Source organism: Streptomyces sp. NPDC127100 (genome assembly GCF_042724095.1).
Taxonomy (GTDB): Bacteria; Actinomycetota; Actinomycetes; order Streptomycetales; family Streptomycetaceae; genus Streptomyces.
Map to the genome: position 1 here is coordinate 18,477 of NZ_JBHXFL010000053.1, position 25,944 is coordinate 44,420.

Here is a 25,944-nt window from a genome sequence, read left to right on the forward strand (position 1 = left end):
CCCCGCGGGTTGTGCCTCGGGGCCCCGTTCTGGGCGGGCGGGCCGTGCGTCGGGGAGCCCGCAACCGCCCGCCGGGGCGGCGGCGGCGGCGGCCCGCTCGGCCGGGGGAGTACCGAAGGCCGTCAGGCGACGGCGCGGCGGGAGCGGGACAGCGCCAGCGCGCCGAGGACCACGCCGGCCAGCCCCACGACCATGGCCACGACGGCGCCGCCCGTGCCGGAGCCCTTGCCCACACCGCCGTCCGCGACGGCGAGGGCGATGCCGCCGATGATCACGCCGAGGGCCCCCACCGCCACTCCCGCGAGGGCTCCGCCGCGCGCGTTGGCGGCACCCCGGCCGGCCGCACGCAGGGCCCGCACGCCGAGCACCACGCCGATCACCGCCACGACCAGGGCCGCGAGGGAGGGGCCCCGCCCGGAGCCACCGTCGTCGCCGTCGGCGGCCATGACGTTGGCGGCCGCCGGCGCGGCGAGCATGAATCCCGTGGTCACAGCGGCTGCGGCAGCGATGAGCAAGCGACGGACGGACATGGGGGTTCCCTTCGGTTCTCATGACGGCGTTCGGACTTCAGCCTAAGAACCGGCCCGCCGCAATTCGTCATGCCGGAGTATCCGTTCCGCCTACCGTCGGAGCGGTATCGGTGAAGGGCGGAGTCTGCCGCCGGAGCAGTCGACTACCGCGGACGCAGCACTCCTGCTCGGCTCCCACTCGCGGAGGGTGTTCGCGAATCCGGAATGTCCATCCCTCGCAGAGCAACGGGCTTGTCCGAGGCGATGCTTCCGGATCCGTTCAATGTGAGATTGTTGACCCGCTCAATTGTCGCGGGCTATCGTCCGGGAAGTCGTTGTTCTGACCGCATCCCAATTGCCAAGAGAGCCGGGGGCTCGGATGGGCGAACTGGAAAATTCACCGGGTAAGGGAACGGGACGGGCCGCCGGTATCACCTTATGGGTGTGCCACGCGCTTCTGGTGATCGTATTCCTCGCCGCCGGCACCGCGAAGCTCTTCGGCGCCGCCGAGATGGTGGCGGCCTTCGACAACATCGGAGCCGGGCAGTGGCTCCGGTATTTCGTCGGCGTCCTGGAACTCGCCGGCGTGGTGGGGCTCCTGGTTCCGCGTCTGGTCGGGCTCGCCGCGCTGGGGCTGGCCGCGTTGATGATCGGAGCCATGATCACCAACCTCGTCATCGACGACTTCTCCCTCCTGGCGTTGGTCCTCCTCCTGCTCAGCGTCACGGTCGCCTGGGGGCGGCGGAACGGCGTCGCGGCACTGCTCCGTCCCGCCACCACCGGCTGAGCGGAGATCAGATCCAGCCGGCCCGCGACGCGGCCAGCACGGCCCCGACCCGGTTCGTCGCCTTCAGCTTGTGGATGGCGGAGTGGATGTGGTTGCGGACCGTGCCCGGGCTCAGGTGCAGCTGGGACGCGATGGCGCTGAGCGGGCGGCCGTCCTCGGCCACCTTCAGGATCTCGGCCTCGCGCACCGTGAGGGGGTTGTCCCCGGCGGCCACCATCTCCGCGATCAGGTCGGGCGGCACGTGCCTGCCACCCGCGTGCACTTCACGGATCACCCGTCTCAACTCGCCGATCGAGGTCTCCTTCGTCAGGATGCCGCGCACTCCGGCCTTCAGCGCGCGCTGCACGTGCCCGGGCCGGACGTCGCAGGTGAGGATCACCAGGGGGAAGCCCGGCCGCTCCCGGTGCAACTGCTCGGCGACCTCGATCCCGCTCATGCCAGGCATGCGCACGTCAATCACGGCGATGTCCGCTCCGTGCTCCTTCACCAGTCCGACCACCCCGTCACCCCGACCGGTGTGGGCGACCACGTCGATGTCCCCGGACAGCCGGAGCAGTTCAGTGAGGGCTTCCCTGGTGAGGGCCTCGTCCTCGGCCAGGACCAGCTTGATCGCCATCTTCCCTCCGGACGTCGGTGTGACTGATGGGTACGCTCGCTTCGACGCGGTAGGCCGCGTGGGGGACCGGGCCATGGGTGAGCGTGCCGCCCTCGGCCCGCAGCCGCGCCGCCAGACCGAGGAGCCCGCTCCCGGAGGCCGAGGCGGGATGCCGTACGCCGTCGTTGGAGATCCGCAGACGAGCGGTACGGCCGCGGGTCCAGACCTCGATCGAGCAGTGCGCGGCCTCGCTGTGCCGGATGACGTTCGCGCCCGCCTCCCGCACCACCCAGCCGAACACCTCCTGGACGGCGCGGGGCAGTGCGGCCCGGGTGCGCCTGACCTCCACCCGCGTGCCCAGGATCTCCAGGTCGCAGCGCACCCCCTCGATCTCGGTGGCCAGGTCGCTCGGGCGATAGCCGTCGACCAGGGCCCGGACCTCGGTCATGGACCGACGCGCCAGCTCCAGCACCGTCTCCAGCTCGGCGCGCGCCCGGTCCGGCCGGGTGGCGAGCAGCCGGACGGCGAGCTCGCCCTTGCGGTTGATCGCGGCGAGGGTGCGTCCGAGCACGTCGTGCACGTCCTGCGCGAGCAGCCGGTTGTCCGCCGCGGCCATCCTCCGCACCGACCCGCGCCGGGGTCGTGACGACGTCACCGCCGAACCCGCCGGTGACGCCGGCGGCGCGTCCGTTCCGGAGTTGCCGACGATCGCCGAGGCGGCGAAGTCGGGGGCGACGAGCAGGTATCCCGACGAGACCGCGGAGATGGCGCACAGCACCTCCTCCGCGGGGGCGTCCCGCAGGAGCAGTCCGGAGGCGCCGGCTGCCAGTGCCTCCCTGCAGTGCTCCCGCTGTCCGGGTACGGCCAGGACGATCACCCTGGGGGGATCGGCGGCGGCGAGCAGGCGTCCGGTCACGGCGGCCAGGTCCGGCCCGACCGCCCCCGCCCCCAGGAGCACCAGGTCCGGCCGGGTCCGGGCGGCCCGCGCCACCGTCTCGTCCGCATCCGCCGCCTCGCCGACCAGGGTCAGCTCGGGGGCGGATCCGATCACCGCCGACAGCACCGCCCGGACGGACAGGTCGGGGTCGGACACGAGCACGGAGCACGTCTTCGCCGCCGCGAGACACGGAAGGACGGATGTCATCGGAGTGTCCCCCAAGGAAGGCCTGATCGAGAGCCGGCGCGACCGGTCGTGTGTGCCGTCCGGCCGCTGTCCGGGCAGGGGGTGGTGTCCCGGCCGTCGGACTCCGCGGGTGCCGCGGCCGGGTCCCCCTGATGTCCGGCCGGTGCGCGACGCCCGCGCGTGGGTCACTCGTCGTGGACGGGTGCCCGGCGGCCGGGGCGGACGCCACCGGTCGGCAGGGACCTCGTCGACGCGATGCGGGGGGACCTCGGCTCGCGGGCGTGTCCGGCGGTGATGGCCGGGCTCCGGCGGGCCCCGCGTCCCCCGCGGGACGGACACGGGCTCGGCACTCCCGGACCGGTGCCGTGTGCCACCGGAGGAGGTGAAGGCGAACTCACTGGAGGTGCGTGAAAGATCATTGAAAGAAGCCCCCGACCATGCGTTCGAGTCGCAGCCGTGACCTTAACCCGTCCGGCCTCGACTCCTCTACCCATATCCCGTCGGCAGGGCGTCACGGGCCGCCGCCCGAAGGTGACGGCAGCAGGCTGCCGCCGGCGCCCGGGGGGACGCCGGCGGCAGCCTCTGTCGGAGACGAGCGGTTCAGCCCCCGTTCACCTTCCGCTGGACGAACGCGTAGCTCATGTCACCGATCTTCGGCGCGTACTGCTTCGCGGCCTCGACCGCGGCGGGGAAGTTCTCACCGCCCCAGACCCTGCTCTCACCGCAGTCCCGGGCGAAGTCGGTCCAGTTGTCCCAGTGCAGCGTCATGTCGTTGGCCGGGGTGACGCCCGGTTCGATGAGCGAAGAGCCCTTCGCCACGGGATAGTTGATGTCGGCCTTGTCCGTGCCCGTGAACCGCCGCACCTGCTGGCTGAAGGCCAGGCAGAGGGCGGAGCTGGCCGACGGGTACTCGGGGGCGTCGGCGGAACGTCCGCTCAGGTATCCCTGCCACTCGTTCCCGGGGATGTCGTCGACCGTGCCGGCGCCGGGGCCGCCCCAGGCGGTGACCTCCTTGCCCCGGTAGACGTGCCGGACGGCGCCGACCGGCCGGACCGAGTCGAACTTGCGCTTGAAGTGCCAGGTGGCGATGGTGGAATCGATGAAGGCCACATCGGAGGAGGTGATGTACTGCACCATCTTCTCGATGTCGTAGTTGCCGTGCGTGACCACCGGAGTGCCGGCCACGGTTCCGAACGTCACGACCTTGTCGTTGAAGAGTTCGGCACTCATCTTCTTGCGGTCGTCCAGGCGCGACGACGCCTTCAGCACCTCGTCGACCTGGCGCTTGTAGGCGCCGCGGTTGCGGTGGTTGCTGGCGGTCGGCGGGGACACCTCGAACCGGCTGGGGTCGTCGAACGTGAACGGCCTGACCCGGCCGTAGTAGGGGGTCGCGAACTGCTGGACCCTGTAGACGTTGTTCACCGAGGTCACGCCCGGCTGCCAGCGGGAGGGGTCGCGGAGCTGCTCCGCGGTGTTGACCGGCTTGTAGCCGGTGTAGTCGCTGTACGGCTTCCGGTTGTACCGCCGTCCGCCCTCGTCGCCGTACCGGTTGGAGCCGTCGTGCAGGCGCGCCTTCATGGCGTTCTTGGCGGCGAGGATGCCGATGCCGCTGGGCGTCGTGGGGTCTTCCGCGGTGTCGTAGGGATCGAGCCCCGCCGACTCCATCATCTCGATCCAGCGGGACTTGTACTGCGGCAGCACCGTGCTCATCGACGTGTACGCCGCGTAGATGACGGCTATGTTCTTGTTGCGCGTCGTCCGTTCCGCCTCCGGACGGCGCCCGAGGTCGGAGAAGATGCCCTTCGCCGTCGGGTGGTACGGCGCGATGGCGTCGAACCACGGCATCTCGATGAGGATGGCGTGGTCGACCGTCAGCGACACCGAACGTCCCGAGCTCTCGTCGCGCGACACCCGCTGGAACTTCGGGTACACCACCTGGATCAGGGCGTTGCCGTGGTCCAGGTCGATTCCGGGCGCCGCCTGCCGCGGGGCCGCCGGCGCGGCACTGGTCAGCGAACCCACCAAGGCCGCCGCGGTGGCGATGGTCACCGTGTATCCCAGGCGCCGGCTCCGCGGCCGCCTCAATGTCGTCACCGGAAATTTCCTTTCGATCGGAATTCACGTGCTCCGTCAATTTCCCGGAAATCAGCTCGGACGCTATCCGGCCGTCCTTCGGCACGTCCACTGCTCGATCGAGTAGTAGTCGTACCGGAGCAGGGATCGCCGGGGTGCTGCTAGCGACCCGGCACCGTTCATTTCGCCCATGCCTCGATGAGTTCCAGGGCCTGTTCGGGATTGAGGCGCGGGTCGCACAGGGAGGTGTAGTGGCCGGTGATTTGTTCCTCGCGCTCCACCGAGCCGCCGACGCATTCCGTCACGTCGTCCGCCGCGACCTCGAGGTGGAGTCCGGCGGCGTGCTGGCGGCACTTCCGGAGAATGTCGCGGAATCGCACCGCCTCGGTGATCACGTCGGTGAGGTGACGTGTTTTCAGGCCGGCGCGGGACGTCACCGTGTTGCCGTGCATGGGGTCGCACAGCCAGATCACCGGGTGCCCCGCCTTCGCCACCCGGCGGACGATCGGCGGCAGGGCCTCCCGGATCACGTCCCGTCCCATCCGCGGGATGAGCACCAGGCGGCCGGGCTCGCGATGGGGGTCGAGCGCCTCGCACACCCGCAGGATCTCCTCCGGGTCCGCGGCGGGACCGATCTTGCAGCCCACCGGATTGACCACGCGGGACAGCAACGTGACATGCGCGCCGCCCGGTTCACGGGTCCGCTCGCCCACCCAGGGCAGGTGTGCCGAGGACAGGTACAGCTCGTCCGTCCCGGCGTCGCGGCGCACCAGCGGGGACTCGTAGTCGATGACCAGGGCCTCGTGGCTGGACCAGGGGCCCAGCCCGGCCGGGGTACGGGCGCCGGCCTCGCGGTGCGCCCGCATCACCCGCTGCACCTCGGCTCCGGCGTCGTAGGCCCACGCCATGCGCAGCGGCTCGGGCTGCCGGGCCAGGGGGGTGGCGATCTCCGAGTTGATCATGTGCCCGCGGAAGGAGGGGATGTCGATCGAGCCGTGCGACTCGGTGGCCCGCGACCTCGGCTTGGCGAACTGCCCGCCCATGCGGCCGACCCGCACGACACTCCGGCCCGTGAGTTCGCCGAGGCTGTCCGCCAGCCGGTCGACGACGCGCAGCTTCCGCTCCACGTGCCGGGGCGTGCACTCGAAGAAGCTCTCGGCGCAGTCGCCCAGTTGGAGCAGGAGCCCGCCGGTCGTCGTCAGGCTCGACAGCGTCCGCCGCAGTTCCCGGACTTCGGCGGCCGTCACCAGGGGCGCGGCCGATGCCAGCCTCGCGCAGACCGCGGGACGGGCGGCGTGATCGCGCCAGTCCGGTTGCTGGGCCGCGGGCAGGTCCTCCCACGGTCCGGGGCGGGCGAGGTCCGCCGTAGAGCTGAATCGCGTCATGAATGCTCCCGTCGGGATCAGCGAGGCGTGACGTCCCGGGCCGCACCGCGCACCCGCCGGACGACGGAAGCCGGGTCCCGGGGGGCCTCGTTGCCGCGCCAGGCCACGTGATGGTCGGGCCTGAGCAGTACGAGGTCGCGTTCCCAGGCCCGCCGGACCAGGGCGTCGCGCACCACGGTGTGGCCGACCGGCACGCCCTGGGCGGCCGCCGCTTCGAGCAGCGCGTCGCCCCTGCCGTCGCCGGCGAAGTCGACGAGGGTGAAGGACGGCGCGAAGTGGTCGTAGAGCGCGGTTCCGTCCTTGAGGAGGAGGCTCGGCGGGCGTCCGCCGGGCCACGTCGTGGGCGTGTACGCGCGGGGCGTGTACGGGGGTTCAGGCTCGTCGTCGTGGCAGATCACGGGCGAGTCGTCGTAGCGGTGGCCCAGTTCGATGCCCCGGTACTCGTTCTCGCCCCGCTCGGCCCGCAGATAGGAGGCGACGGCCTCCGTGGAGGCGCCGCCGCGCAGCATGTCCCCGGCCCGGAGGTGCACGTCGAGATGGCGTCGGGAGGTGTGCAGGGTGCGCAGCCCCACCGGGCGGCGTTCCGCCTCGTAGCTGTCGAGCAGTGCGGGTCCGCCGAAGCCGTTGACGAGAGCCGCGATCTTCCAGGCGGCGTCGGCCGCGTCGCCGATGCCGGTGTTCATTCCGTAGGCGCCGGTCGGGAACATGCGGTGCGCGGAGTCCCCGGCGAGGAGCACCCGTCCGCTGCGATAGCGGTCGGCGATCATGAAGCCGGGGCGCCAGCGCGAGGTCAGGAGCACCTTGTCGATCTTCAGATCGGTCCGCATGACGTCGAGCAGGAAGGCGGCCGGGTCGGCCGGCGGAGTGTCGAACTCGTCCGGGCGCAGGCCGTTGACGTGCGCGGTCCAGGTGTCGGTCTCGTCCTGGGCGATGAGGACGTACCGGAAGGCGAAGTAGTGCCAGAACCGCCCGTGCCGGTGCAGGGTGTCCAGGTCGCGGCTCTTGAAGTGCACCATGAAGGCGCCCGGCAGCCCGGGGACGTCGAAGCTCTCCTCCCCGATGCCCAGCGCCGCGCGGACCTGGCTCGAGGCGCCGTCGCACCCGATCACGTACTGCGAGCGCAGCCGGATCTCGTCGTCGGTCAGCACGTCGACGAGCCGGCTGGTGACGCCGTCGTCGTCCTGGGTGAGGGAGTCGAAGCGCAGGCCGCGGCGCAGCTCGATGAGCGGGTTGAGCCGGCAGTGGAACCGCAGGACCGGCTCCAGGTCGACCTGGGAGATGCGCTGGCCGGGTTCGGTGGGCTGGGTGCCGTCGTTGTGTTCGGCGATGCGCCGCCGCTCCTCGGCGACCGAGGGCAGTTCCCACGTGGTGATCGGTTCGCCCGCGAGCCCGGTCGACCAGATCACGTCGGCCCGGTGCTCGGGGGCGACCCCGGCGGAGCGGATGTCGTCGGTGATGCCGAGGCGCCGGAAGAACTCCATGCTTCGCGGGTTGACGTAGTCGAGCTTGGGATGAACGGATGTCTCGAACTCTCGGTCGACGAGTACGCAGGGAACGCCCTGGCGGGCGAGCTCCAGAGCGGCGACCATGCCGACTGGGCCCGCGCCCACGACCAGAACCGGTACCGGATCCACGATTGCCCCTTCACAGGGGTGTGGGGCGGTGCGACCGCCCCACACCGTTCACGATGTCTCAGGGCGCCTTGCTGGGCGCCGCGCTCTTCCGTCCGGGCCGGCCGGCGCCGCCGACGGGACCCGGCCCACGGTCCGTCCGGGCGGGAGCGAGGCCTCCCGTCAGGGCTCGGACCTGCATCTCGGCGAAGGCCGCGTCGTTGCGCTCGCGGCTGGTGAGGGTGCCCAGCCAGCCGAACAGGAAGCCGGCCGGCACCGAGATCAGGCCGGGTTCGATGTCGATGAACTTGAAGTCGGAGTCGGCGAAGATGGCGTCCTCCGCGCCCGACACGCCGTTGGAGAACGCGACCATGAACAGGGTCAGGGCGATCCCGCCGTAGATGGTCCACTTCAGTCCGGCGGTGTTGTAGCGCCGCCAGAACAGCGCGTAGACGACGGCCGGCAGGATCGCGGCGCCGGCCACGTCGATCGAGGTGGGGATGAAGATGTGCGTCAGCACCGGAAGCATGGCGACGGCCAGGACGACGGAGGCGACACCGATCACCGCCACGTTGCGCCGTACCTCCTTCAGCTCGTCGCCCGGGGCCACCTGGCGGCCCCGCACCACGTTGATGTCCTTGGTGACACAGGTGACCGCGTTGATCAGCAGGGCGGCGAAGACGGCGGCGACCGTGAGGACGGCGACCGCGCCGAGCACGCCGACCAGCACCGGACCGCCGAGCTCGTCCGCGAGCTTGGGCAGGCTGATGTCACGGTGCGGCTTGATCACTCCGATGTTGTCCGCGCCGAGGACCGCGACGGCACCGAAGCCGACGACGCCCATGCACAGGTACACGCCGACGATGATCATCGAGGCCCAGCCGGCCGACCGCCGGGCGTCCCGCCCGCTGGTCGCCGTGAAGCTGCGCATGAAGAGGAACGGCATCGCGGCGACGCCGACGGCGATGCAGAAGAGCTTCGACAGGTGCACCCACCGGGCGTCGCCCTCGCCGAAGAGGCGGCCGGGGTCCAGCAGCTCGTGACCGCCCGGGTCCGGCGCCGCGTTGGCCTCCGCCCGCTCGAGCAGGTTCACGACGTTCAGGTTGAACTCCGCCAGGACCAGGACGGTCAGCACCGCCACGACGCCCAGCACCAGGGTGACCTTGACCACCAGGATCCTGGTGACGCCCGGCATGCCGCCGATCCACACGAACAACACGGTGACCAGGCCGACGACGGCGACCACGAGGGCCAGCCCGACGAGGGAGTCGAGGCCGAACCACCGGTTGAAGATGAACGCGATCGCGGCCATCTGGATGACCGTGAACATGGCGTAGATCAGCATGGTGACGACGGCCGCCGCGGTCCGCGCCTCGCGTTCGCGCAGGCGCAGGGCGAGGAGGTCGCCCAGCGTGTGGACGCCGAGATTGCGCACGTGAGAGGCGAAGATCAGCAGTCCGAGCATCATGGAGACCGTGAACGCCGTCATGAGGAGGGCGGCGTCGTACCCGCTCAGCGCGATGTGCCCGGTGATGATGAACAGCGTCGAGTACATGAGGGGCGCCGAGGACAGGGCGAGCGCGTTGCGCACCGGGCCGACCCTGCGGCCCGCGAGCAGGAAGTCGTCCTGGTCGCGTATGCCGCCGCGGGCCGCTCTCACGAGGAAGTACAGCGCCACGGTGACGGCGAGGACCACGGGGATGGCGATGGCGGGCGCGGCCCAGGTGTTGTCGACCGGTGGTGGGGGATCGGCGAGGATCATGCTCGTCGGGGAGGAGGAAGCGGCGAGGGCCGTGTTCATCGGGGGTCTCCTTCCAGGTCCGCCCGGATCCGGTCACTGAGGGGGTCCAGCCGGGTGCGGGCGTGGCGCAGGTACACCCCTGCGGTCGTCACCACGATCGCGAACGACAGCCCCATGAACAGCAGGCCCACGTTCACGGGCCCGCCCACCCCCTGACGGAAGAAGCCCGGGGCGAAGGTGGCGAGCGCGCTTCCGGCGAACCACCACCCGAAGAACAGGACGCTCGCCCACGTGATGAAGGTGTTCGATCGACGCCGCAGCTCCCTGAACTGGGCGCTGTCGTGCACGGTGACGTACGGGTCACCGCCCACTGGCGAGTCCATCGTGTCCATGACACTCCTTGTCGGGGGACGTCGCAGCGAGGACGTCGTTGATGTGACGGTCGGTACGGCAGTCTCGGCCGGCGCTCCCGCGGGGCACATGACTCGTTCACGGGAACCCGGCCTGCCGTGGCGTGTTGGCGTGCCGGCCGGTCCGAACGGCGCGAACGGGTGATGTCCGGTGCCGGCGCCGGCGCGGAGGGTGGCCCCATGACGTCAGTACCGAAGACGGACACCTGGACGTACGACGACTTCACGAGCGGCGAACTCGACCCCGCCCGCTGGACCGTCATGTCGATCAGGGGCGCCGACGGCGAACGCCACTCCTACCGGGACCACAACGCACGCGTGCGCACCGGGGACGGCCGGCTGGAGCTGGCCGTCCGGCCGTTCACCCGCTTCCACGACTCGGACCCGAGGCAGAACAACGCCAAGCAGATGTACCGGTCGGTGCGGCGCTTCGCCGTGCCGGCCGCGGGACGGCTGGCCTTCGAGGTCGACATGGGGGTGCGGACCCACGGCCAGATCCCCCACGACCTGCTCGACGCCTTCGGCACGGTGAACCTGTTCGACCTGGAGACCGGTGTCGTGCTCAACACCGCCGCGACCAACGACACCGTGTACGCGGTCGTCGAGCGGCTGGTGCTCCCCGGTGTCAGCCGGCCCGAGGACCACTACATCCACCGCGTGGTCCTGGACGTGCCGACCGAACCGGGTCAGGAGCACCGCTACGTCCTCGCCTACCGTGCCGAGACCCGGCAGGCCGAGTGGTACGTCGACGGCCGGCTCCTGTACTGGGCGCGACTCCCGGTCCCGGTGAGCGGATTCACCGCGGGCATGGCCCTGTTCTCCGCCCGCGACCTCACCCGCTACCCCCGCGCGGAGCGGGAGCACGGGCAGGGCGCGACCGGCCGGTGGGGGCCCTGGCGGATCACGACGGACGTCAGATGAGCACGTCCCCGCCGTCGATGCTGAGGTTGACACCGTTGACCGACCGGTTCCGCAGCAGGAACGTGATCGCGTCGGTGCAGTCCTCCATCGTCACCGGCCGCCCGGTCAGCGCACGCGCCTGCGCGGCCTCCCGGGCGGCCGGCTTGTCGCTCCAGAAGGGCGTGTCGGCGACGATGCTCGGGTGCAGGGCGTTGACCCGGATCGGCGCCAGCTCCGTCGCGAGCGTCCTGACCAGCGCGCTGATACCGCCGTTGGCGGTCGTCACGGTGGTCGAGCCGGGGTAGGGCCGGTGGCTGGCCAGACCGCCGAGCAGCACGGCCGCGCTGTCGTCGGGCATCCGCGGGGCCAGTGCGTGCAGCACCGCCGTATAGCCGGTCAGCTTCACCGTCAGCAGCCGCGTCGCGTCGGCCGGACGGTAGTCGCGCACCGTGTTGAAGTCCCGGTCGAGGGCCGAGATCACCAGCCAGTCGGCGCGTTCGACGTCGGCCAGCGCCTCCGCGACCCGCTCCGGCTCGGCCAGGTCCAGCACCAGCCCGCGGGCCCGCCCACCGATCTCGTGGGCCGCCCCCTCGGTGCGTTCCTCGGAGCGGCCGGTGACGACCACGTCGTGGCCCCGGTCGGCGCACGTCTGGGCGAAGTGCCGCCCGATTCCCGACGTTCCACCGATGACGACGACCTGGGTGCGATCGGACATGGAGGAGATTCCCTTCGTCTCACTTGCTCGGCTGGCTCTGTCTTCGGGGAGTACGGCGCCGGCGCCGGCTACGGCGTCAGCTCGCCCAGCACGTCGTCCGTGGTCAGCGGAACCGCGCACCGGTCCGCGGCGTAGCGAAGCGCCATGAGGTGGTCGTCCAGTGTCAGGTCGGCCAGCGCGTCCGCGACCACGAACGGCTGGATGTCGCGGCTGAACGCGTCGACGGCGGTGACGAGACAGCCCATGTGCGCGTAGACGCCGCAGACGACGAGCTGGTCCCGCCCCGCCTGCCGCAACCGCTCCTCGAGGTCGCTGCGGTGGAACGCGCTGTAGCGCCACTTGGTGAGCACCGTGTCCCCCGGCTCGGGCGCGACCTCGTCGACGATGCCGCGGTCGGACTCCCCGGTGTCCATGCCCGGGCCCCAGAAGTCGGACAGCAGCCCGCGGTCCTCGCGGCTCATGCCCCCCGGCTGGGCCGTGTACATCACCGGTACCCCGGCCGCACGCGCCGCCGCGAGCAGCTTCGCCACGTTGGCGACCAGCTCGGCCAGCGGGGACCGCCCGGCCGTGAACGCCCGCAGGAAGTACCGCTGCATGTCGTGCACCAGTACGACGGCCCGGTCCGGATGCGGCCGCCAGGGCACCGCCGCGTTCGGCAGGTCGCCGGCGCCGGGCATGCGGTACGGCTGGATCTGGGTCATGGCCATGGTTCGTCTCCTGTGTCGTCCGCGGGCGTCATACGTGCAGGGCGGCGCCGCCGTCCACGTACAGGTCGTTCAGGGTCACGTGTCCGGCCCGGTCGGACACGAGATAGGCGACCGCCTCGGCCACGTCCAGCGGCCGGGCCACCTTGCGCAGCGGGATGCCGACCCGGTAGGCGGCCGGCGAGCCCTCGATCACCTGCTGCAGGCCGGCGTCGCCGAGCATCGCGTGCAGCATGGGCGTGTCGGTCGAGCCGGGCGAGACGATGTTGCACCGGATGCCGTACTCGGCGAGTTCCAGTCCGAGACACCGGGTGAACTGCGCGGCCGCGGCCTTCGACGCGGCGTACGCCGCCATCTCCGTGCGCGGCACTCCGGCGGCGTTGGAGGCCACGGTCACGATCGAGCCGCGACGACGGTCCGCCATCCGCCGGGAGACCGCCCGGGAGACGTGGAACACGCCGTCCGCGTTGACCGAGAACGTCTCGTGCCACTGCCGGTCCGACAGTTCGGCCACCCGGCCGGTGTGCAGGACGCCGGCCGCGTTGACGAGGATGCCGATGGGCCCCAGTTCGTCCTCGACGCGCCGCACGAGCGCGTCCACCGCCTCGCTGTCGCACACGTCGACGGGGTAGGCGCGGGCCGACCCGCCCTCGGCCCGGATCTTCTCGGCGGTCCCGGTGAGGGCCTCGGCGTTGCGGTCCACGGCGGCGACCCGCGCTCCCGCGCCCGCCAGGGTGGCCGCCACCGCGGCGCCGATGCCCTGCGCCGCACCGGTGACCAGTGCGACCGTCTGCTCTATCCCGGTCAGTTCCATCACGCACTCCTCATGGTCACGGCCTGCTCGGCGTCGTAGGCGAACAACCACTCGTGCCGGTCGAGTCCCGGGGACGTCCGCGCGGTGGTGTCCCGGTCGCGCTGCGCCGCACCGTCGGCCAGGTGGAAGGTCTTCGCGTTGTCGCGGGACTGGCGCTGGATCCGCGCGGTGCGGGGAAGGCGGATCCGCTCGTAGCGGCGCAGGGCGGCGCCGAGCCGGGAGGGGTCGGTGCCGGCCAGGCAGGCCGCCAGCACGACGGCGTCCTCGATCGCCTGGTTCGCGCCCTGCGCCTGGAACGGCAGCATCGGATGCGCGGCGTCACCGATCACGGTCACCCGGCCCGCGCCGAGCCGGTCGATGCCGTCGCGGTCGTGCAGTGCCCAGCGGCCGACCGTCCCGGCCGCCCCGATCAGCCGGGTGACGTCCTCGTGCCAGCCCGCGTACGCGGCCGCGAGTTCGGCCGCGTCACCCCGCGCCGACCAGGACTCCTCCCGCCAGTCCGACGCGGGGACGGTCGCCCCGAAGCTCACCTGCCGGCCGGACGACACCGGGTAGCACACACAGTGCTGGTCCGGCCCGAGCCACAGCCGCACCCCGGACGGGGAGAGCAGGTGCGGCACCCGCTCGGCGGGCACCAGGCCGCGGTAGATGGTCTGCCCGGAGTACCGCGGCCGGTCGGCCACGATCTCCTCCCGTGCGACCGAGTGGATGCCGTCGGCGCCCACCACCAGATCCGCGGTGACCGTCGTGCCGTCGGACAGGTGCAGCCGTGCTTCGCCGTCGTCCTGGGTCACGGCCGTGCAGCGGGCACCGAAGTGCACCTGGCCCGGCGGGACGAGGGAGAGCAGGCCGGCGTGCAGGTCGGCGCGGTGCACCGTGTAGTAGGGCGCTCCGAAGCGGCGGTGGCACGCCTCGCCCAGCACGGTGCGCTGCAGCAGCGCACCGTCGTCCCAGCGGCGCATCTCGATCGCCGACGGCGCGACCGCCACGGTGCGCAAGTGGTCCCGCAGTCCCAGCCGGTGCAGCAACCGGGTCGCGTTGGGGGCCAGTTGGACCCCGGCTCCGACCTCGGCAGGCCGGGCCGCCTGCTCGTAGACGTGACAGTCGATCCCGGCGCGGCGCAATGCGGTGGCGAAGGCGAGGCCGGCGATTCCCGCGCCGGCCACGACCACCCTCATACCGGACATGTCGTCCCTCTCAGTAGTAGAGGAGCGCTTTGCCCCAGTCCTCGTCGGGCCCGAAGAGGCTGCGCGGCTTGACCACGTCGGGCATGGCCGTCAGCGCGTCATGGGGGATCAGGGTGCCCGGCGGGAGCCCCGCGACCGTGCTGTCGACACCCAGCGCGGTCCGCACCGCGGACGCCAGTTCCGCCTCCGCGGCCGCCCGGTGCTCTTCGGGCACCTCGATCTCGATGCGCAGCGCCGTCGGTTCGGCCCGCGCCCGCCAGAACACCACCCGGTAGGCGTCCGGGAGGGAGAAGACGAGTTCCTCCAGCCGGTGCTGGGTGACGGTCGCGGCGCCGACCCGGTACCCGAACGCGGCCCTGCCGAGCACCCGGACCGTGGGCAGGTTCCAGCCGCACGCGCAGTCGTCGTAGGCGACCGACACGTTGTCCTCGAGGTTGTAGCGCAGCAGGGGCATCGCCTCGCGGTACAGGGGCGTGACCACGAGCTGGCCCTCGCCCTCGGCCCGGACGGCGCCGGTCCGCGGGTCGTACACCTCGAACAGCGCCCGGTCGGCCCACAGATGCATCCGTCCGTGCGGACACTCGCCGGCGAGGCTGCCGGTCTCGGTGGAGCCGTACTCCTCGATCACCGGCACCCCCCACAACCGGCTGATCCGGTCGCGGCGGGCGGTGGTGAGCGGCTCGCCGCCGACGAACAGCGCGCGCAGCGCCGGGAAGTCCGCGTCGGGCCGGTGCCCGGCCGCTTGGGCCGCGGCGGCCCAGATGAGGCATTCGGTCGGCACCGACCAGGTCAGGGTGACGCCCAGGTCGTGCATGACCCGCTCCACGCGGGCGTACGGCATGGCCAGCGAACGGTTGTCACCGGGCACGACGGTGGCCCCGTGCAGCCGTCCGGCGGCGTGCGCGAGATGCCCCGTCAGCAGCAGCGCGTACGGGGTGCGCACCAGGAAGACGTCCTCGGCGGAGATGCCGATCCACTTGCGGGCGAAGCGCTCGGCCAGGTCGACCCAGTCGTCGGCCGTGTAGTACGAGGGCGTGGGCCGGCCCGCGGTCCCGCTCGACTCGTGGTACGTGGCCAGCCGCTCCTTCGGGACGGCCAGCATCCCGAAGGGGTAGTTGTCCCGCAGGTCCTGCTTCGTGGTCAGCGGCAGGGACGCGAGGTCGCCGGCGGTCGCGGGCAGGTTCGCCGGGTTCAGCCGGTCGCGGTAGAACGGCGAGCGGGACGCCCAGCCGACGGTCTGCTGCAGCTGCTTCTCCTGCAGCAGCCGCAGGTCCTCCAGCCCGCTCCACTGGCCGAGCCGGGGCAGGCTCGAGCGTGTCCGGTTCACTGCTTCTCCTCTCCTAGCAGTCGGTGGGCGTTGTCCCAGGCGACCTGCCGCCACTGTCCGGGCGGCAGGCGCAGGGCCTGGAACTTGGCCAGCTCCACGGCGGGGTGCTGCAGCGGGTACTCGGAACCGAACACGACCCGCCCCGCGCCGAGGCGGTCCACGGCCGCCTCGGCCACGCAGGTGTAGCCGCCGGAGGTCTCCAGCGAGATGTTGGGCTCGTCCCGGATCAGGGTGAGGGCGTGGAAGTCGATGTTGCCGACGCCGCTGTGCCCGAGCACGAAGTCCACCCCCCGGAACCGGCGGGCGAGGGCGACGAGATCGGCCACGCCCGAGCCCGGGCGGTCCAGGCACACCACGTACACCGGGTGGCGGAACTCGGCTGCCACGCCCACGAGTTCGGCGGTCCGGTCGTCGGCCAGGCCGACGCCGTGCACCGCGGGCGAGATCTCCAGGCCGCGGAACTCGGCGGCCCGGTCCCGGTACACCCCGGGCGGGCGGTGCGGGTTGGCGAAGAAGAACGGCACCAGCCGCCCGTCGCTGCCCGAACAGGCCGCGAGCACGGCGTCGTTGTCGGCGTCGGTCTCCACGTGGCCGCCCTCGACGAGCTGGCGGGAGAGGCGGTCGAGGTCGATGGTCCCGCCCGCGCACACCACCGCTCGGTCCAGCCGGCAGTCGTCCATCGCCCTCAGGAGCCGCTCGCCCGCCCCCGGGACCGGGGCCAGCCGGACGTGGAAGTCCAGGACGGGGTGTGAGGTCATCGCGGCATGGTCCACGGCATCGTTCACTTCTCGATGCAGAACTCGTCGATGGGGTAGCCGACGTGCCGCTTCTCGACGGGCAGGCAGCCGAGCACCTTCGTCCCCGGCGCCAGCTCGGTGACGTTCAGCACGGTGCCGCCCGGACCGAGCACCCGCACGTGCCAGTCGTCCTGGACGATGAGGTTGACCTTCACGCCCGAGGCCGACACCGCGTCGATGGCGAGCAGCGGGCGGGTCTCGATCTTGACCCGGCCCACCGTGACGACCCGGGACTTCCCCTGCGAGTCGACGGCGAGGACGCGGCCGCCCGAGACGAGCTCGCTCAGGTAGTTCGTCCGTCCGCTCGCCGACAGCGTGTACGAGTGCAGGGCGCCGGCGTTGACCCGGAACGGCCGGGTCGGCATGTACGGGAGGGGATGGGTCTCACTGCAGCACAGGATCATGCCGGTGGAGTGCGAGCCGACGAGGATCCCCTCGTCGAGGCGGAAGTTGGTGCAGGTGTCGACACAGGCGCGCTCGCCCATGCCGACCCGCCGTATGCCGGTCACCTCCAGCTCCTCCAGCGGCACGTCCGCCGCCTTGCTGGCCGCGGCGGTCTTCAGCTCCGTGGCCTCGCCCGGGACGCGGGGGGCGAGCATCACGCCGTCGGAGCCGTGCTCGAGGACACCGAAGACGATCTCGGCCTCCTCGACGTCGGCGACCTGGGTGATCGTGCTGCCCTGCGCGCCGGCCGCGGCGGCCAGCACGATCTCCAGCGGGATCTTGGTGGGGTCGCGGAAGTACAGCAGACTCCACTTGTCCAGGCGCGCCGCACGGCAGGCGTCCTCCAGGCTGTCGGCGTCCTTGATCTCCACGTACCGGCCGAACTCCACATCGGGGTACCGCTGCGCCAGCTCGGCGGGCTCCCCGTGACGGGCCGGGTCGACGATGACGAGATCGGCGGACCCCAGCTTCTCCGGCAGCTGCTGGTGCTGCGGGAACAGCACCTTCTTCACCGTCGGGGGAAGCGGCTCCAGGTCGGCCGGGTCGGCCGCCACGATCGCGTCCACCCGCTGGTGAACGGCTTCCTCGACGATGGCCTCCTTGGCTCCGTCGACGCCGCGGATGTCCAGCCAGCACAGCTTCACGAGTATCTCCTCAGCACAGGGGGTGGGTGTCGGGACGATCGGAGGGGTCAGGACATGAGGGCCAGGCGGTCGGACACGCCGTCCCGGCCGGAGGCCTCGGGGGCCGTGTGCACCAGCCGGGCGACGGCGGCCGCCATCCAGCCGGGCCGGTCGGCCTGGAAGACGTTGCGTCCCATGGCTACTCCGGCCGCACCGCCGCGCAGCGCGTCGGACACCTGGGTCAGCACGGTGTCGGTCTCCGCCGAGCGGGCGCCGCCGGCCACGATGAGCGGGATGGGACAGGCCCGCACCACATCGGCCAACTGCTCGGGCGTACCCACGTAGTCGGTCTTGACGACGTCCGCGCCGAGGTCGGCGGCCAGGGTCGCGGCGTGCGCCACCAGTTCCGGCGCACGCGAGTCGCCGATCCGCGGTCCGCGGGCGTACACCATGGCGAGCAGCGGAACGTTCCAGCGGTCGCACTCGTCCGCGACGGCCGCGAGATCGGCGACCTGCCGCTCCTCCTGCCGCGACCCCAGGTTGACGTGGACGCTGACCGCGTCGGCACCCATCCGTAGCGCCTCCTCGACGTGGGCGACCAGGTACTTCGCGTCCGGGTCCGGGGCCATCCGGGTGCTCGCGTTGAGGTGCAGGATCAGCGCCATGTCGCGGAACCGGCCGGGGTCGACGTGGCGGAGGCTGCCCTTGTGCAGGACCACGGCGTCGACGCCGGTGCCGGTCAGCTCGCCCAGCAGGGAGTCGAGGTCCCCGGGACGCAGCGGTCCGTCGGTGACGGAGTGGTCGAGGGGCACGACGAGCAGGCGCCCGTCACCGTGCCGGAACAGCCGTCGCAGACGGAGACTTCGAGCGAACGAAGCGTTGTGTACTGCCACTGTGTCCTGCCTCTCAAACGATGGCGGAAGGTGCGGTCGCGGACGCGACGTCGCGCGGCTCCTGCCGGTCGAGGTGGAACTCGCGGTGCAGGACCTCGACGGCGTCGGCGGTGCGCTCGCGCGGCACGATCACGGACAACCGCATCTGGGAGGTGGAGATCCAGCTCGTCGGGATCCCCGCGGCAGCGAGTGCCGCCATGAGCCTGGCCGTGTACTCCGGGCGGCTGAGCAGACCCATCCCGACGACCGAGACCTTGCCGACGTTCTCGTCGAAGTGCACGCCGCCGCCGAAGGCGGACGTCACCTCGTGCAAGGGACCCCGGACGGAGTCCGCCTGGCTGCGCCGGATGGTGAATCCCATGCGGAACTCGCTCTCATGGGCACCGGACCTGGCCACCAGGTCCACCACCATCCCCTGTCCGGCCAGCACCTCGAGCACGTCGGGCGCCAGGTCCCGGCGGCTGTCGCGGCAGTGCACGAGCACACGGGCCACGTCGGTGTCGTGCGTCACCGCCACGACCGCCCGCCGGGTCTCCAGCGGCCGGTCCTCCGGCGGTTCGGCGACGACGGTTCCGGGTGCCTGCGAGGACACGTTGCGCACGTGCACTTCGACCCCTTCCATTGCGGCCAGTTCGATGCAGCGGGTGTGCAGCACCTTGGCGCCGGCGAACGCCATCTCCGCCATGACGCCGGGGTGGACCCACGGCAGGCACCGCGCCGCGGGCAGGATCCGGGGATCGGCGCTGAACACGCCGTCCACGTCCGTGTAGATCTCGCAGGCCCTCGCGCGAAGTCGCGCGGCCAGCGCCACCGCGGTGGTGTCGGAGCCGCCACGCCCGAGCGTGGCGACGTCCCCCGCGCGGTCGACGCCCTGGAATCCGGTGACCACGGCCACCTGGCCGGCGTCCCAGGCCGCCCGCACCCGGCCGGCCCCGATGCGTGAGATGAGCGCTTCGCCGTGCCGGTCGGTGGTCTCGATCCCGGCCTGCTGACCGGTCAGCGAGATGGCGGGCACCCCCAGCCTGTTCAGGGAGAGGGCCATGAGCGCCGCCGACTCCTGTTCGCCCACGGCCAGCAACTGGTCCGTCTCGCGGGACGGGGACGTGGCACCGATGTCCGCCGCCAGCCGCAGCAGGTCGTCGGTCCTGCCGCCACGTGCGGAGACGACCACCGCCACCGAGGCGCCGCGCCGCCGCGCCGCCGCGACCCGGAGGGCGGCGTGCCGAACGCGGGCGAGCGTCTGCAAAGAGGTACCGCCATATTTCTGGACCAGCACGTCCACAGTCTTTTTCACCGCTCTCGTCGAATCGGCATGGCACGACAGTAGGTGCGCCGTACGGCCCCGCCCACTACCCGCCCGAGTAGTGCCGACCCCTTCAGATGTTCACGCCATACGGGTACGCCACAAGGACATCCCGTTGGCTGAAACGCGGGATGGCGGCTTCACGTCATGTGCGGCGTCTTTCTCCTCCGCAATATCGCAAGGGGTCAGCCGATCTCACGTGAAGGGGAGCACTATGCATGGGACGGATTCGAGCACGGCCGGCCCCCCGGAAGCCCTGGCCGCCCTCGGCCGGGACGGGGGCGCCTTCGCCCTGCTGTACCGGCCCGGCGCGGTGGAGGGCGCGCACGTGGAGGTCCTGACCGGCGAGGTCTGCGAGGTGCGCGGTCTCTCGGAGCTGCCGTTGCCGGACGGACCGGAGGGCGGGGCACGGCACGACCTGCTCGTGGCGGTCCCGTACCGGCAGATCACCGAACGCGGCTTCGCCTGCCGCGACGACCACGCGCCCCTGCTCGCCCTGCGCGTACGGGAACAGCACCGGGTCGGCCGTGAGCAGGCCCTGACCGGCCTGCCCGACCTGGAGGTGAAGGCGTCCGGCGCCGGCTTCGACATCGGCGACGAGGAGTACGCGGCGATCGTCGAGCGGGTGCTGCGCGACGAGATCGGGCAGGGCGCCGGTTCCAACTTCGTCATCCGGCGGTCCTTCGTCGCGCGGCTGGACGACTACTCGGTGCGCACGGCGCTGGCCGTCTTCCGGCGGCTGCTCACCGGCGAGCTGGGGTCGTACTGGACGTTCCTGTTCCACACCGGGGCGGGCACGTTCGTCGGCGCGTCGCCGGAACGGCACGTCAGCATGGCCGACGGAACCGTCTCCATGAACCCGATCAGTGGTACCTACCGGCACCCGCCGGCCGGCCCGGACATCACCGGAATCCTGGAGTTCCTCGAGGACCGGAAAGAGGCCGATGAGCTTTACATGGTGGTCGACGAAGAACTGAAAATGATGGCGCGAATGTGCACATTCGGCGGCCGGGTGCACGGGCCGTTCCTCAAGGAAATGGCGCGGCTCACGCATTCCGAGTACGTGCTGACCGGACACAGCGAACTCGACGTGCGCGACGTGCTGCGCGAGACCCTGCTCGCCCCGACCGTCACCGGCAGTCCGCTGGAGAACGCCTTCCGGGTCGTCGCCCGGCACGAGACGGCGGGCCGCGGATACTACGGCGGTGTCCTCGCCCTGATCGGCCGGGACGACGGTGGCAGCCGCACCCTCGACTCGACGATCATGATCCGCACGGCCGAGATCGACGACGGCGGCCGGCTGCGGCTGGGCGTCGGCGCCACCCTCGTCCGCGAGTCCGCCCCGGCCTCCGAGGTGGCCGAGACCCGGGCCAAGGCCGCCGGAGTGCTCCAGGCGCTCGGCCTCGCGCCGGACGGCGACGGCACCGGGACCGCCGCGTCGCCCCCGTCACCGGCCGGCCCGTCACCGGCCGACGATCCCCGGGTACGCCGGGCCCTCGGTTCCCGCAACGCCACGCTCTCGCGCTTCTGGCTCGACGGAGCCCGGCACAGCCCGCCCGATCCGGAGCTGACCGGGCGCGAGGTGCTCATCGTCGACAACGAGGACACCTTCACGGGGATGCTCGGCCACCAACTGCGCGCCCTCGGCCTGCGGACCACGCTCACCCGCTTCGACCGCCCGCTGCCGGCCGAGGAGTTCGACCTCGTCGTCGTCGGTCCCGGCCCCGGCGACCCCCGTGACGCCACCGACCCGCGCATCGGCTCGCTCCGCGCGCTCACCCGCGAACTGCTCACCGGCAGCGTCCCGTTCCTGTCCATCTGCCTGGGCCACCAGATCCTCGCGCGCGAACTGGGCCTGGACATCGTCCGGCGCCCGGTGCCCAACCAGGGCGTGCAGAAGAGGGTGAACCTGTTCGGCCGCGACGAACTCGTGGGCTTCTACAACACGTACGCGGCACGGTCCGCGCACGACACGATCCCCGGCACGGGGCAGCGCGAGCCCGTGGAGGTGAGCCGTCAGCCCGAGACCGGGGAAGTGCACGCGCTGCGCGGCGCGGGCTTCCGTTCCGTGCAGTTCCACCTCGAATCCGTGCTCACTCAGCACGGACCACGGATCCTCGGCGAACTGCTGACCTCCCTGCTGGCGGAGACGAGCGGTGCCCCGGTGCCCGCTCCCGCCGGCGTGCGCGTGGGAGCGCACGGCACCTGACCAACCCGGGCAGGAAGGCGCCCCGGAGCCGGCGCCACACCTCCTGTCCTCCCGTTCCCGCACGACAGTGCGTCCCCCTTTCCGGCCGCCACCGGCAGGCCCTTCCGGCCTCCGTGCTGCCACGACCAGACGAAGGAATCACCTCATGACGACCCCCAGACGCTCTCCGCTCGCAGCAGTCGCGCCGCGACGCAGGTCGCTGCTGCTCGGCGGTGCCTCGACCGTGACCCTGGCCACCATGGGGCTCGGCGGCACGGCCGCCGCCGGCACGCCCACCGGCTCCGCCGCTCAGGCGCCCGTGGACTTCGACTTCGACACCGGCAACTTCATCTGGGACCTGATCTACAAGTTCAGTCCGCTGGAGAGCGCCATCGCCCCCATGGACGCGACCGTGCTGCACCGGTTCGTCCACCTGTCCACCACCGCCTGGTTCGACGCGGTGGCGCCCTACCACCCGACCGCGGTGGGCGTGCACTCCCGGCTCGGCCGCCGTCCTTCCGGCGAGGCCGCCACCAACAGGAACAAGAACATCGCCGGCATGTACGCCTCGTTCCGAGTGGTGCAGGGCGTCGAGCCGGGGCGGGAGACGGCGTTCCGCGACCTGATGATCGCGGTCGGTCTCGACCCCGACGACACGTCGGAGAACCGGACCAGCCCGGTCGGCATAGGCAACCTGGCCGGCAAGGCCGTCGTCGCGGCCGCCGAGCGGGACGGCATGAACCAGCTCGGCGACGTGGGCCGCCGGTACAACGGCCAGCCCTACGCGGACTACACCGGCTACCGGCCCGTGAACACGGCCTACGAGCTGGAGAACCCCTCGCGCTGGCAGCCGAACCGGGGACCGCACAGCCGCCGTCTGGGCGGGGGGTCGGGCGACAAGGGCATCTTCGTCGTCCAGCACTTCGTCACCCCGCAGATGGCGCTGACCAAGCCGCACTCCTTCCGGGACCCGAGCCGGTTCAAGCTGGCCCCGCCCCGGCACAGCGACCACACCCGGGCGCGGGACTACAAGCGCTCGGTGGACGAGATCCTGGAGGCGTCGGCCGGCCTCACCGACGAGCAGAAGGTGGCGGTCGAGTTCTTCGACGACAAGCTCCTGGGCATCGGCCGATCGGTGGGCGCCGCGGGCCGGGCGCACGCCGACCAGATGGACCTCGACCGCTGGATCCACCTGTTCTTCACGAACACCGTGGCGCTCTTCGACACCCTGATCGCCTGCTGGTACCAGAAGGCCAAGTACGACTCCGTCAGGCCCTTCAGTGCGGTCCGCCACGTGTACGGCAGGAGTCCGGTCACCGCATGGGGCGGACCCGGCCGGGGCACGGTCACCGACATCCCCGCCAACGAGTGGACCAGCTACCTGAACGTGGGTGACCACCCCGAGTACCCGTCCGGTTCCACCACTCTCTGCGCCGCCCAGGCACAGGCGGTACGGCGCTTCTTCGACGACGACGTCCTGGACCTCGGCTTCACCATGGCCGCCGGCCGGACGCGCGTGGAGCCGGGGACCACCCCCGCCCGCGACGTCGGGCTGCACTACGCCACCTGGACGGACTTCGTCCGGGAGTGCGCCGTCAGCAGGGTGCGGGGCGGCGTGCACTTCAAGAAGACGGTCGAGGAGTCCATCCCGTTCGGCACGCAGTTCGGCGACCTGGGCTACGAGTTCGCGCAGCGGCACATCAAGGGCGACGTCGCCTCCTGAGGCGGGGCCGTGGAGGGCCGGTCCGGGACACACCCGTCCCGGGCCGGCCCGCGCGGGGGACCGCCCGGCCCGAAAGGGGTACCGCGGACGCGGTAGTCGGCCGTTACTTCACAGGGAGGACTCGCCGACGGCACGGTCCGGCTATGGTGCGCCTATGAGCACAGGACTGTCCCGTGTCTGGGCCCAGGTCGGGGACTACGTGATCGCGATCGGCCTGGCGGCGGTGCTGCTGGTCACCGCGCTGTCCGGAGACCACGCGGCCACCGACCTAGCGCCCCTCGGGTACGCGCTGGTGGTGACGAGCGGCCTGACCCTGGTCGTCCGCCGCCGGGCGCCGGTCGTCGCCCTGGTCGTCACCGGCCTGTGCGTGGTGGGGTACAACGCGGTCGGCTTCGAAGTCCCCGCGGTGGCCTTCCTGTTCGCGGTCTATACCGCCGTACGGTCCGGGCGTGGCCCGCTGACCGTGCTGGTGTGCGTGGTGATGCTGCTCGGCCTCCCCTTCGCGGTCATGGCGTCTCCCGGCGAGGGCCCCGCCGCCGACGCGTTCGCGCAGGCCCGTGGGGTCCTGGAGCTGGCATGGCTGATCGCCGCCGGAGCCGCGGGCGAGGCGCTGCGGCAGGCCGAGCAGCGGGCCGACGAGGCCGAACGCACCCGCGAGGAGACCGCGCGGCTGCGCGCCACCGAGGAACGGCTGCACATCGCGCGTGAGCTGCACGACTCGCTGACCCACCAGATCTCGATCGTCAAGGTGCAGGCGGAGGTCGCCGTCCACCTGGCACGCAAGCGGGGCGAGGAGGTCCCCGAGTCGCTGCTCGCGATCCAGGGGGCCGGCCGCGAGGCCACCCGCGAGCTGCGCGCGACCCTGGAGACCCTGCGGGACGAGACCAAGTCCCCGTCGTACGGCCTCGACCGCGTCCCCGAACTGGTGCAGCGCGCCCACGGGATAGGCCTGAAGACCACGCTGACGATCGAGGGGCAGCGCCAGGACGTGCCGGACGCCGTCGACCGGACCGCCTACCGGATCGTGCAGGAGTCGCTCACCAACGTCGCCCGCCACGCCGCGGCCGCCACCGCCTCCATCCGCATCGACTACCGCCCCGACGCACTCGCCATCCGCGTCGACGACGACGGCAGGGCGAAGCCCGGCTCCACCCCGGTGGCCGGTGTCGGCCTGCTGGGCATGCGCGAGCGCGTCGCCGCCCTGGGCGGCCGCCTGCTCGCGGAGCCGCGCAGCGAGGGTGGTTTCACTGTCCAAGCCGAGATCCCGGTGGCCCGCATCTCATGATCCGTGTACTTCTTCTGGACGACCAGCCCCTCCTGCGCAGTGGTTTCCGCGCGCTGCTCGACGCCGAGGACGACATCGAGGTGGTGGCCGAGGCCGCCGACGGCAAGGAGGGCCTCGCCCTCGCCAGGAAGCATCTGCCCGACATCGCGCTCGTCGACGTCCAGATGCCGGTCATGGACGGCATCGAGACGACCCGGCAGATCGCCGCGGACCCGTCCCTGTCCGGCGTGCGGGTGGTCATCCTGACCAACTACGGCGTCGACGAGTACGTGTTCAACGCGCTGCGCGCCGGCGCCGCGGGGTTCCTCGTCAAGGACATCGAGCCCGAGGACCTGCTGCACTCCGTGCGCGTCGCCGCACGCGGCGACGCACTGCTCGCGCCGACGATCACCAGGATGCTGATCGGCCGGTACATCGCCCAGCCGCCCAGTCTGGAGGTCGGGCCCGGGCTGGCGGAACTGACCAACCGGGAACGCGAGGCCGTCGCACTGGCCGCGCAGGGCCTGTCCAACGACGAGATCGCCGACCGCATGGTGATCAGCCCGCTCACCGCGAAGACCCACATCAACCGGGCGATGATAAAGCTCCAGGCGCGCGACCGCGCCCAGCTCGTGGTGTTCGCCTACGAGGCCGGCCTGGTCGTCCCCCGAGGGCGCTGACAGCCCGACGGACCCGGAGGCGGATGCCCCGGGTCCGTCCGCGCCGTGGGGCGGCTAGGGTCTGTCGTTTGGATCAGGCCGGCTGTGACGGACGGCGCGTCCCGGCCGGCCCGAGCGGGGTGTGGTGCGTGCAGCTGCAAGGCGGAGGA

Annotated in this window: 23 protein-coding genes; 6 read left to right on the top strand and 17 right to left on the bottom strand. The window is 71.8% G+C overall.

Translation table 11 applies throughout. The features are described from left to right. Positions 1 to 122: 122 nt before the first annotated feature. Complete coding sequence (locus tag ACFWJB_RS31390; RefSeq protein WP_385473511.1) at positions 123 to 530, bottom strand: DUF6223 family protein; 408 nt, start codon at positions 528 to 530, stop codon at positions 123 to 125. Between the two features lie 439 nt (positions 531 to 969). On the opposite strand from ACFWJB_RS31390, the gene ACFWJB_RS31395 reads away from it, so the two are divergent. After that, positions 970 to 1,296, top strand: coding sequence for a DoxX family protein (locus ACFWJB_RS31395; RefSeq protein WP_386926446.1), 327 nt, complete (start codon positions 970 to 972; stop codon positions 1,294 to 1,296). Positions 1,297 to 1,303: 7 nt separating this feature from the next. On the opposite strand, the gene ACFWJB_RS31400 is transcribed toward ACFWJB_RS31395, so the two are convergent. The 7 genes from ACFWJB_RS31400 to ACFWJB_RS31430 form a co-directional block, all read right to left on the bottom strand. After that, entirely contained in the window at positions 1,304 to 1,912 is a 609-nt protein-coding gene (locus tag ACFWJB_RS31400; RefSeq protein ID WP_386926448.1) for a response regulator, read from the bottom strand. Beyond that, a complete protein-coding gene (locus ACFWJB_RS31405; protein ID WP_386926450.1) occupies positions 1,854 to 3,035 on the bottom strand; it encodes a histidine kinase in 1,182 nt (393 codons plus the stop codon). The genes ACFWJB_RS31400 and ACFWJB_RS31405 overlap by 59 nt, the downstream gene beginning before the upstream one ends. 579 nt (positions 3,036 to 3,614) lie before the next feature. Next, positions 3,615 to 5,108: a DUF6851 domain-containing protein gene (locus ACFWJB_RS31410; protein WP_386926452.1), complete on the bottom strand. Its 1,494-nt coding sequence runs from the start codon at positions 5,106 to 5,108 to the stop codon at positions 3,615 to 3,617. 158 nt (positions 5,109 to 5,266) lie between these two features. Further along, the gene (locus ACFWJB_RS31415; protein ID WP_386926454.1) at positions 5,267 to 6,472 is read right to left on the bottom strand and encodes a 3-deoxy-7-phosphoheptulonate synthase; all 1,206 of its coding nucleotides are present in this window, start codon (positions 6,470 to 6,472) and stop codon (positions 5,267 to 5,269) included. A gap of 17 nt (positions 6,473 to 6,489) precedes the next feature. Next, a complete protein-coding gene (locus tag ACFWJB_RS31420) occupies positions 6,490 to 8,106 on the bottom strand; it encodes an FAD-dependent monooxygenase (RefSeq protein WP_385466998.1) in 1,617 nt (538 codons plus the stop codon). Between the two features lie 58 nt (positions 8,107 to 8,164). Next, on the bottom strand, positions 8,165 to 9,883 hold the full coding sequence (locus ACFWJB_RS31425) for a cation acetate symporter (RefSeq protein ID WP_386926457.1): 1,719 nt from the start codon (positions 9,881 to 9,883) through the stop codon (positions 8,165 to 8,167). Further along, a complete protein-coding gene (locus ACFWJB_RS31430) occupies positions 9,880 to 10,215 on the bottom strand; it encodes a DUF485 domain-containing protein (protein WP_385467004.1) in 336 nt (111 codons plus the stop codon). Before ACFWJB_RS31430 ends, ACFWJB_RS31425 begins: the two co-directional genes overlap by 4 nt. A 198-nt stretch (positions 10,216 to 10,413) precedes the next feature. On the opposite strand from ACFWJB_RS31430, the gene ACFWJB_RS31435 reads away from it, so the two are divergent. After that, on the top strand, positions 10,414 to 11,154 hold the full coding sequence (locus ACFWJB_RS31435; RefSeq protein WP_386926459.1) for a DUF6081 family protein: 741 nt from the start codon (positions 10,414 to 10,416) through the stop codon (positions 11,152 to 11,154). Here ACFWJB_RS31435 and ACFWJB_RS31440 read toward each other — a convergent pair. The 9 genes from ACFWJB_RS31440 to ACFWJB_RS31480 form a co-directional block, all read right to left on the bottom strand. Continuing rightward, positions 11,147 to 11,848 carry an SDR family NAD(P)-dependent oxidoreductase gene (locus ACFWJB_RS31440; protein WP_386926461.1) on the bottom strand — a complete coding sequence of 234 codons (702 nt, stop codon included), beginning with the start codon at positions 11,846 to 11,848 and terminating at the stop codon, positions 11,147 to 11,149. The genes ACFWJB_RS31435 and ACFWJB_RS31440 overlap by 8 nt on opposite strands. A gap of 68 nt (positions 11,849 to 11,916) precedes the next feature. Then, positions 11,917 to 12,555 (bottom strand): isochorismatase family protein, encoded by a 639-nt coding sequence (locus tag ACFWJB_RS31445; RefSeq protein WP_385467013.1) that lies wholly within the window; start codon positions 12,553 to 12,555, stop codon positions 11,917 to 11,919. A gap of 28 nt (positions 12,556 to 12,583) precedes the next feature. Continuing rightward, positions 12,584 to 13,366, bottom strand: a complete 783-nt coding sequence (locus ACFWJB_RS31450) for a 2,3-dihydro-2,3-dihydroxybenzoate dehydrogenase (RefSeq protein WP_385467016.1) — start codon at positions 13,364 to 13,366, stop codon at positions 12,584 to 12,586. Continuing rightward, positions 13,366 to 14,553, bottom strand: a complete 1,188-nt coding sequence (locus ACFWJB_RS31455) for an FAD-dependent monooxygenase (RefSeq protein WP_385467019.1) — start codon at positions 14,551 to 14,553, stop codon at positions 13,366 to 13,368. The genes ACFWJB_RS31450 and ACFWJB_RS31455 overlap by 1 nt, the downstream gene beginning before the upstream one ends. 10 nt (positions 14,554 to 14,563) lie before the next feature. Then, positions 14,564 to 15,880, bottom strand: coding sequence for a phenylacetate--CoA ligase family protein (locus ACFWJB_RS31460; RefSeq protein ID WP_386926464.1), 1,317 nt, complete (start codon positions 15,878 to 15,880; stop codon positions 14,564 to 14,566). After that, positions 15,877 to 16,638 (bottom strand): amidohydrolase family protein, encoded by a 762-nt coding sequence (locus tag ACFWJB_RS31465; RefSeq protein WP_386926466.1) that lies wholly within the window; start codon positions 16,636 to 16,638, stop codon positions 15,877 to 15,879. Before ACFWJB_RS31465 ends, ACFWJB_RS31460 begins: the two co-directional genes overlap by 4 nt. A gap of 23 nt (positions 16,639 to 16,661) precedes the next feature. Next, positions 16,662 to 17,765, bottom strand: coding sequence for a 3-dehydroquinate synthase II family protein (locus ACFWJB_RS31470; protein ID WP_385467032.1), 1,104 nt, complete (start codon positions 17,763 to 17,765; stop codon positions 16,662 to 16,664). Positions 17,766 to 17,812: 47 nt separating this feature from the next. Next, entirely contained in the window at positions 17,813 to 18,637 is an 825-nt protein-coding gene (locus tag ACFWJB_RS31475; protein WP_386926468.1) for a 2-amino-3,7-dideoxy-D-threo-hept-6-ulosonate synthase, read from the bottom strand. 13 nt (positions 18,638 to 18,650) lie between these two features. Further along, a complete protein-coding gene (locus tag ACFWJB_RS31480) occupies positions 18,651 to 19,931 on the bottom strand; it encodes an aspartate kinase (RefSeq protein ID WP_386926470.1) in 1,281 nt (426 codons plus the stop codon). Between the two features lie 223 nt (positions 19,932 to 20,154). Here ACFWJB_RS31480 and ACFWJB_RS31485 point away from each other — a divergent pair, with 223 nt between their 5' ends. The 4 genes from ACFWJB_RS31485 (at position 20,155) to ACFWJB_RS31500 (ending at position 25,795) form a co-directional block, all read left to right on the top strand. Then, positions 20,155 to 22,149, top strand: a complete 1,995-nt coding sequence (locus ACFWJB_RS31485) for an anthranilate synthase family protein (protein WP_386926472.1) — start codon at positions 20,155 to 20,157, stop codon at positions 22,147 to 22,149. A gap of 145 nt (positions 22,150 to 22,294) precedes the next feature. Continuing rightward, positions 22,295 to 23,851, top strand: coding sequence for a vanadium-dependent haloperoxidase (locus ACFWJB_RS31490; RefSeq protein WP_386926474.1), 1,557 nt, complete (start codon positions 22,295 to 22,297; stop codon positions 23,849 to 23,851). Between the two features lie 154 nt (positions 23,852 to 24,005). Continuing rightward, positions 24,006 to 25,136, top strand: coding sequence for a sensor histidine kinase (locus ACFWJB_RS31495; protein WP_386926476.1), 1,131 nt, complete (start codon positions 24,006 to 24,008; stop codon positions 25,134 to 25,136). After that, positions 25,133 to 25,795, top strand: coding sequence for a response regulator (locus ACFWJB_RS31500; RefSeq protein ID WP_385467050.1), 663 nt, complete (start codon positions 25,133 to 25,135; stop codon positions 25,793 to 25,795). Before ACFWJB_RS31495 ends, ACFWJB_RS31500 begins: the two co-directional genes overlap by 4 nt. Positions 25,796 to 25,944: the final 149 nt, after the last annotated feature.